The 7,130-nt window shown below is 62.0% G+C and carries 10 protein-coding genes; 2 read left to right on the forward strand and 8 right to left on the reverse strand.

Going from position 1 to position 7,130, the window contains the following annotated elements; translation table 11 throughout:
• Positions 1-459: 459 nt before the first annotated feature.
• The 5 genes from ENZ74_RS15800 to ENZ74_RS15820 form a co-directional block, all read right to left on the reverse strand.
• Positions 460-771: a PilZ domain-containing protein gene (locus ENZ74_RS15800; RefSeq protein ID WP_063167865.1), complete on the reverse strand. Its 312-nt coding sequence runs from the start codon at positions 769-771 to the stop codon at positions 460-462.
• Positions 772-903: 132 nt separating this feature from the next.
• The gene (locus tag ENZ74_RS15805) at positions 904-1,392 is read right to left on the reverse strand and encodes an NUDIX hydrolase (protein WP_013532018.1); all 489 of its coding nucleotides are present in this window, start codon (positions 1,390-1,392) and stop codon (positions 904-906) included.
• A gap of 210 nt (positions 1,393-1,602) precedes the next feature.
• Positions 1,603-2,103 (reverse strand): xanthine phosphoribosyltransferase, encoded by a 501-nt coding sequence (gpt, locus tag ENZ74_RS15810; RefSeq protein ID WP_013532017.1) that lies wholly within the window; start codon positions 2,101-2,103, stop codon positions 1,603-1,605.
• A gap of 131 nt (positions 2,104-2,234) precedes the next feature.
• On the reverse strand, positions 2,235-3,068 hold the full coding sequence (locus ENZ74_RS15815; RefSeq protein WP_027162597.1) for a universal stress protein: 834 nt from the start codon (positions 3,066-3,068) through the stop codon (positions 2,235-2,237).
• A gap of 81 nt (positions 3,069-3,149) precedes the next feature.
• Positions 3,150-3,893: a competence/damage-inducible protein A gene (locus ENZ74_RS15820; RefSeq protein WP_063167866.1), complete on the reverse strand. Its 744-nt coding sequence runs from the start codon at positions 3,891-3,893 to the stop codon at positions 3,150-3,152.
• Between the two features lie 126 nt (positions 3,894-4,019).
• Between ENZ74_RS15820 and ENZ74_RS35130 the strand changes: the two genes are divergently transcribed.
• Positions 4,020-4,571, forward strand: a complete 552-nt coding sequence (locus ENZ74_RS35130) for a hypothetical protein (RefSeq protein WP_224672900.1) — start codon at positions 4,020-4,022, stop codon at positions 4,569-4,571.
• 159 nt (positions 4,572-4,730) lie between these two features.
• On the opposite strand, the gene ENZ74_RS15830 is transcribed toward ENZ74_RS35130, so the two are convergent.
• The 3 genes from ENZ74_RS15830 to ENZ74_RS15840 form a co-directional block, all read right to left on the reverse strand.
• Positions 4,731-4,970: a DUF2188 domain-containing protein gene (locus ENZ74_RS15830; protein ID WP_013532013.1), complete on the reverse strand. Its 240-nt coding sequence runs from the start codon at positions 4,968-4,970 to the stop codon at positions 4,731-4,733.
• Positions 4,971-5,000: 30 nt separating this feature from the next.
• Positions 5,001-5,279, reverse strand: a complete 279-nt coding sequence (locus tag ENZ74_RS15835; protein ID WP_013532012.1) for a DUF982 domain-containing protein — start codon at positions 5,277-5,279, stop codon at positions 5,001-5,003.
• 112 nt (positions 5,280-5,391) lie between these two features.
• Positions 5,392-6,495 (reverse strand): NADH:flavin oxidoreductase/NADH oxidase, encoded by a 1,104-nt coding sequence (locus tag ENZ74_RS15840; RefSeq protein WP_024504404.1) that lies wholly within the window; start codon positions 6,493-6,495, stop codon positions 5,392-5,394.
• A gap of 225 nt (positions 6,496-6,720) precedes the next feature.
• Between ENZ74_RS15840 and ENZ74_RS15845 the strand changes: the two genes are divergently transcribed.
• The coding region (locus ENZ74_RS15845; RefSeq protein ID WP_127312858.1) for an NUDIX domain-containing protein at positions 6,721-7,130 on the forward strand (410 nt) is incomplete at its 3' end.

Genomic DNA, 7,130 nt, shown 5'->3' on the forward strand with positions numbered 1-7,130 from the left:
GACGAACCCACGGGTCCCTCAAAACTGATTTTTTTCCGATTCCCTCGGTCGAGGGAAATTCACACTATCTAGCGTCGAACCTACCTGCAAACACTAAATATAGTATTAACAGACAATTTATTCAAGCCCGACAATTGTCCCTATCGACCCCAACCGCCCCACAATTCCAACGCTTCCGCCGGCCTCGTAACCAGGCGGAAATGCGAGCAAAACGCACATAATCCGGGAAAAAGACCGGGCTCAGAACTTTCCGGTCGCACTCTCAACAGGAGCGCATGGCCTATAAAAGGCGACTCGTTTTGCGCCGTCAAGGATTCGTTTGCGTAGCTTTTGTGACCCCAACATCTTGTGTGTCACATATGTGGATAACGGGGATAGAATGCGGTGCGGCGATCGCAATTTTGTCGCCACCAGGCAATCCGGACGCGGCAACGATCCAAAGCGTCGTGCCTGAATGGATCAGCCGTAGTGCAGCCTGGGTTTTGGCTCGGTGCCGGTGAACTGCACCCCGATACGGTCATTGCGACGCCAGCGGACCTCACACCGATAGGCAATGCCGTCGAGCGGCACATAGAGAAGGAAGCGATCGGGAACCCGGGCTTCCAGCGGTATCTTCAGTTCGGCTCCGCCTTCGTGTTGATTGCGCAGCGTGCAGCCGACTTCCGAATTCGAAATTCCGGTGATGATCGACCCGCCCTTGAGCACGCGCGGACGATGCTCGCGCTCAGGCTCGTCGGACTCGTTTGGAATTGGATTTTCGGGGCTCGCCATCGATCAAAAAATACCAGAGCTGCCGAATCCTACCTTTGATTCCTTAGCAAAGCATTCATGTCGATGGCGGCAACGCGTGTCCAGCCTTTGCAAGCAAGTCCCGTTTTGCAAAGAGCGCGGTGTGGCCGCCCGTCAGGAGAAGCTGTGCGGGTCGGCGCAGAAATAGGCGATGATCTGGCAAAGGTCGGGTTCGTTGACCATGCGCACCGCTTCGCTTGCACGGACCCATTTGCGGGTGCGTGAGCGTTTTTCCTTCCAGCGGTCCGCGACTTTGTCGACATGCAGCGGAAACACCAGGACCTCGCACGGGACTTCTTCGCCGGAAGCCAGCGCCTTGGCGTAGAAGTAACGGCCGGCTTCAAGATGAGAGACACGGCCGCGCAGCCCGGCCTCCTCGCCGGCTTCGCGCGCCGCGGCCTCGCAGAGCGGCTCCCTGGCCTCTGGCCAACCCTTGGGCAAAACCCAACGGCCGGTATCGCGGCTGGTGATCAGCATGATTTCGACGCCGTCTCCCGTGTCGCGCCAGGGCAGGGCGGCAACCTGCAGGCGGCACGGCGCGGTGCCGAAGAGCCGTCGGACCCTTTCGGCCAGATGATTGTGTGTCGTTGGCCTCGTCAACATCGAAGAAGCTAGCCCCAGCCTCCGGAATCGTTTGCCGTCTCACGAATCTTACGGCTAATTGTCGGCAATAAAAGTAAAAAATTTCATTCGCCTGGCCAATTTCCGCCAATAGACGTCGATTTCGCGAAATATCCGGCTCTGCCGGACGTGTTTGCGAAAGCAAATCCATCCCCGGTGCAAGCTGCTGGTCTGTAACAGGGTAGTTGCGAATCAGCCGGCGTGGTCGTCGGCGATCGGCTTCTGGTAGGTGAAGCCCATATCCCACGGGAAATAGATCCAGGTGTCCTGGCTGACTTCGGTGACGAAAGTATCGACCAGCGGCCTGCCTTTCGGCTTGGCATAGACGGTGGCGAAATGCGCCCTGGGCATCATCGCGCGCACGATGCCCGCCGTCTTGCCGGTGTCGGTCAGGTCGTCGATGATCAGCACGCCGGCGCCGTCTTCGGCGAGCAGGGCAGGGGTGATCTCCTTGAGGACCTGCAGCTGCCCCTGGCTGGTATAATCGTGATAGGAGGCGACGCAGACGGTTTCGATGACGCGGATGCCAAGTTCACGCGAGATGATCGCCGCCGGCACCAACCCGCCTCGCGTGATGCAGACGATCGCTTTCCATTGCCCCTTGTTGGCACCGGCAAGCCGCCAGGCGAGTGCGCGAGCGTCGCGATGGAACTGGTCCCAGGAGACCGGAAAGGCTTTTTCGGGAAGGGACATGTCGCGCACTCCACAGCACGCGGGGATCGCGCGCAAGAAAACAGGGGAATGCGCGCGGAATTAGCTGGAAAGCCCCCATCTTGGCAAGAGCAGGGGCCTTGGCAAGGCAAGGGCCAGCGATCGCTGTGGGCTTACCGCGACAGGAAGGCTGCCACCGGCGCGGTGCGCAGCACGCTGCGCGTCACGCCGCCGAACAGAAGCTGGCGCAGCCATGAATGGCTGTAGGCGCCGAGCACCAGCAGATCGGCGCCGGTTTCCGCGATCCTGGTCTGGATGATGTCATCGACCGAACTGCCGCCCGACTGCTGCACCGAGACGCTGACGGTGGCGCCGTGGCGCGACAGCGCCGCCGCGATTTCGGCGCCGGCGGCCTCCGGGCTGTCGTCGAGCGTTTCAGGAGGGTCGATAACCAATATGTCGGTCTTCTCGGCTTCGATGATGAAGGGCAGCGCGTCGAAGGCGGCGCGCGCCGCTTCCTTGCTGCCGTTCCAGGCGAGCAAGACGCGTTTGAAGGTGGTGATCAGCGGACCCTCGTGCGGCACCACCAGCACCGGCCGGCCGGCATCGTAGACCAGCGTGTCAACGTCCGCGCTGGAATCGCCGCCCGTTTCGCGCTGCGCTGCTATGATCAGGTCGGCGGCCCGCACGCTCGAAATCCCGGTCAGCGCGCTGTCACCCGAAAAGCTCTCCAGGCTTCGCCACTCGAAGGAAAGACCGGAATCCTCGATATGCCTGAGAAACAGCGTCCTCAATTTCTCGGCCCGTTCCCGGTTCATATCTGCCGAAACCTGCAGGAATTCGGTGTCGGGAAAGCCTGTGGCAGAGGTGTAGGGCACGGGAAGCGTTTCGGCGTGGATGCCGACCAGATGGCTCTGGAACCGGTTGGCGAGCGGAATGGCGCAGTCGAGCACGCGCTCGGCGTCCTGCTCGTTCTGCAGAATGGCGACGATGGTTTTGAATCGCATGACAATCCCTCAGTTCACGAGCTGGCGAACTCGTGCCGGGGAAACGTTGCAGCGTCGTGCTTTGTTCCGGTCTGGACCAGATCAGCCGGGATTGCTGGCGAAGCCGGCGACCATCGCCTCGACATCGGCGCGGGCAGCGTCCAGCGCCTCCTGGCTGCGGGCACGCACGACCAGTTCGGTCCAGAACTTGCCATCGCCATATTTCGGGTAGGAGCCGATGATCGTATCGGGATGCGCTTTCTGGATATCACCCAGCGGCCCCCCGATGAGGCCTTCGCCGAACGGGCAGGGCACGGTCGCCGACAGCATCTTTGTGCCGGCCTTCAGCGTCGGCACGACATTGTCGAGCATGGCCTGGAAAATCGACGGCACGCCAGCCATGACGTGGACGTTGCCGATGCGGAAGCCAGGCGCGACCGACACCGGATTGTCGATGAGATCGGCGCCGCGCGGCATCCGTGCCATGCGCTTGCGGGCCTCGGTATATTCGATGCCGCGCGCGGCATAGCTTGCTTCCAGCATCGCATAGGCCCGGGCATCGTATTCGCAAGGTACGCCAAAGGCCTTGGAGATGGAATCGGCCGTGATGTCGTCATGCGTCGGCCCGATGCCGCCCGTGGTGAACACATAAGTGTAGCGCGCGCGCACGGCGTTCACCGCCGCGATGATCTCGTCTTCCTCGTCCGGGACGATGCGCACTTCCTTCAGGTCGATGCCGATCGCCGTCATGATGTCGGCGAGATGGCCGATGTTCTTGTCCTTGGTGCGGCCGGACAGAATCTCATCGCCGATGACGAGCATGGCGGCGGTCACGATTTCAGGCATGGGAAGCTCCGGCAAGCGAGTGGCCCGGGAAGGCGAGTGGTCTGAGATAGCGCGGCGCAGCGGTGGCCGCAATGTCATCTCCGCGGCGCCGGCTTTCCTGCCCGACTACATGACCGCCGGAGGTGGATGGCTCGGTCGAAGCCAACTCGTTTCCACACCATGTTCTGCGATGACGTGGCGGTCGAGCAAGATCTCGGCCGCATCGACGGGTGCTATGGCAAGGGGCACTTGCCGGAATTCATGGCCCAGGAGCGAACCGCCGCATCCATCGAGCGCATCGCCGGCCGGGCTGATCGGGGCCTCACCTCAGCTTCACGACAATTTCAAGGAACCATTCGGCTGACTACCGGGTTTTATGAGTGTCGCACCAAGGCGGCTAAGATACGGAGTGATTCAATGGTTACAAAACTTCTCGCAGCATCCGTCCTGACGATCGGTCTCGCCACATCGGCGATGGCGCAGTCACTGGACGACAGGTACTCAAACAATCATGACTGGTGGCTGTTCGGTAACAACGACCAGACAACTGTCGACCCCTACACCACGGGAAGCATCAGTGACGGCTCCGGGTTGAACACCCAAGGCAACACCGGCGCTATTGGCCCATGTGCCCACAACACACCAGGCCCGGACGCTAACGCAGGGCAAAACGTCAACGATCAGTATTGCGGCAAATAGCCAGAACGTGATTTCCGAAAAGCGCACGCCGATTTTCCAGAAATCCATGTTCGAGGGCTAGTCCGCAAGGACAGCCGCTGGCCGCTGGCGCGTCCTCTCTCCGGACGGCGCTGCGGTCGGCGCTCCGTCGAACCGCTCCACATCAACCGCGATACCGAATCAGTCCGAGACTTCTGTCTGCGGCCGGTCGCGGCCGTCGGCCAGTTCCTCATGCCATTTTCCCTCGGCGTCCTCATACTGGATGCCGTCCGTCGCTCCGGCGACCTGCTGCTCGGCCGAGGCGATTTCGGCGGCGCGCAACGCGTCCTGATGCGTCGGAAACGTCTCGGAAAAGGTCGCTCCGACCTTGTAGGCCCAGCCGCCGTCATGTTCGACGATCTTGTAAGTCAGCTTCGCCATGAAAAACCTCCGGTTGAAAGGTCCGTCTGCTCAATGCAGTCGGTCGTCGGGCAGTCTGTCGTCGGGCACCAGCACTTCCGATTCCTTGGCGGCTTCAATCAGCGCCCGGCGCGCATCTGCTGTCGAACGATAACCTTCCAGCACTTTGAGGCAAGTGTCGAGGGCATCACGATGGCGCGGGCCGCGATTGAGCGGCCACACCGTCATCAGGCACTCCGCGGCCTCCTGGGCGCTGCGGATGTGGCGATATTTGCCGACGTGGCCAAGTTCGACGACGACCGGCACTTCAAAAGGTTTGTTGTCCATCATGGCCGCAACGCAAAGCAGCCAATTTGGTTGCAACCATGGCCGTCAGCCTGCGCCCAAACGTCTCAGAGGCTGTTTGAAGGCTCTACAGCGCCGTGTCGGGAGCGCGAACCGTTCAGCCCGCCGCCTTCATCCAATGCTGCATCGTGGTCACCGAACGGGCAAGTTGTGGCGCCGGGTGGATTGTCTCGCTGAATGTCGCCGCCGCACGCCACCCCCAGCGCGGATCAGCCAGGAAGGCCCGCGCCAGCGCCACCATGTCGGCGCGGCCCTCGGTGACGATCGCTTCGGCCTGCTTGGGGTCGTCGATCAGGCCGACGGCGCGGGTCGGAATATCAGCGCCCTTGCGCACCGCCTCCGCCAGATGCACCTGATAGCCGGGGCCGGTGGGCAATTTCTGCAACGGCGAATTGCCGCCGCTCGAACAGCAGAGATAGGCAACGCCCTCGTCCTTCAGCGCTTTGGCCACTTCGATCGCGTCCGCCACGTCGAAGCCGCCGTCGACCCAATCCTTCACGGACAGCCTTGCGCCGAGCATCAGCTTTGGCACCGCCTTGCGCACCGCCTTGGTGATTTCGACGGCAAAACGCATGCGGTTTTCCAGCGCGCCACCCCAGCGGTCCGTGCGCTGGTTGGACAAGGGCGACAGGAACTGGAAGATCAAATAGCCATGCGCGGCGTGCAGTTCGAGGAAATCGAAGCCGGCGCGTTCGGCTCGCCTTGCCGCCTCGGCGAAGCGCTCGATCAGCTGTAGGATCTCCTCGTCCTCCAGAGCGTGCGGCACGTTCCAGCCGGTGTCGTAGGGGATGGCCGAGGCGGAGACGGTCTGCCAGGGATCCTCGTTTGGCTTCAGTGGCCCGCCGCCCTCCCACGGCTTGCGGTTCGAAGCCTTGCGGCCGGCATGGGCCAGTTGGGAGCCGAATTTCGTGCCGGGTGCGGCGACGCGTCGTGCAGCGTCCAGCGCGCGGCGGGCGGCCGCTTCATTGTCTTCAGAGTAAAGGCCGAGGCAGCCATGGGTGATACGCCCGCGCCGCTCGACATCGGTCATCTCGACCGTGACCATGCCGGCGCCGGACATTGCGAGGTTCATCCAGTGATGGAGATGCCAGTCGCTGGCCGAGCCGTCCTCGGCGGAATACTGGCACATCGGCGCGACGGCGATGCGGTTGGGGAAGGTGAGGCCGTCGAGAGTGATCGACTGGAAAAGCGACGCTGTCATGAGAAACTCCGGGAGGGTTCGCAGCTATTTAGGCGACCGATGGCGCCTGCGCCAGACACGAGGCGGTGAAAGGGCTTCTGGACCAATCACGGGCGGGATTGCCGAAATGCCGGTTCGCGGCTACGCCTCGGCCAGGCATGTCTCCCAAAAGTGGCTCCGGTTTTGGGAGAACGACAGGCATAAACAGGAGCATGAAGTGCGACGCGCTTTAGCATGGAGACCGGGATGGAAGATCGTATTCGCGTCCGTTCGGAGGAAATCCTCTCCGACGACTGGGCCATCCTGAAGAAGACCGTCCTCGACTACCGCCGGCGCGACGGTCAGTGGGAGACGCAAATCCGCCAGACCTATGATCGCGGCGATGGTGCGGTGATCCTGCCTTACGACCCCTTGCGTTCGACCGTGCTTCTGGTGCGCCAGTTCCGCTATCCCGCTTACGTCACCGGCCACCGCGAGCCGCTGATCGAGGCCTGTGCCGGTCTGTTGGACGAAAACGGTCCGGAGACCGCCATCCGCAAGGAAGCCGAGGAAGAGCTGGGTTATCGCTTGAAGGATATCGAGCGGCTGTTTTCGCCCTATATGAGCCCCGGCAGCGTCACCGAACGGCTCTGGTTTTTCATCGGCCGCTATTCACC

Origin of the sequence: Mesorhizobium sp. M7A.F.Ca.CA.002.15.2.1 (assembly GCF_003998715.1) — a bacterium.
Lineage (GTDB): Bacteria > Pseudomonadota > Alphaproteobacteria > Rhizobiales > Rhizobiaceae > Mesorhizobium > Mesorhizobium ciceri.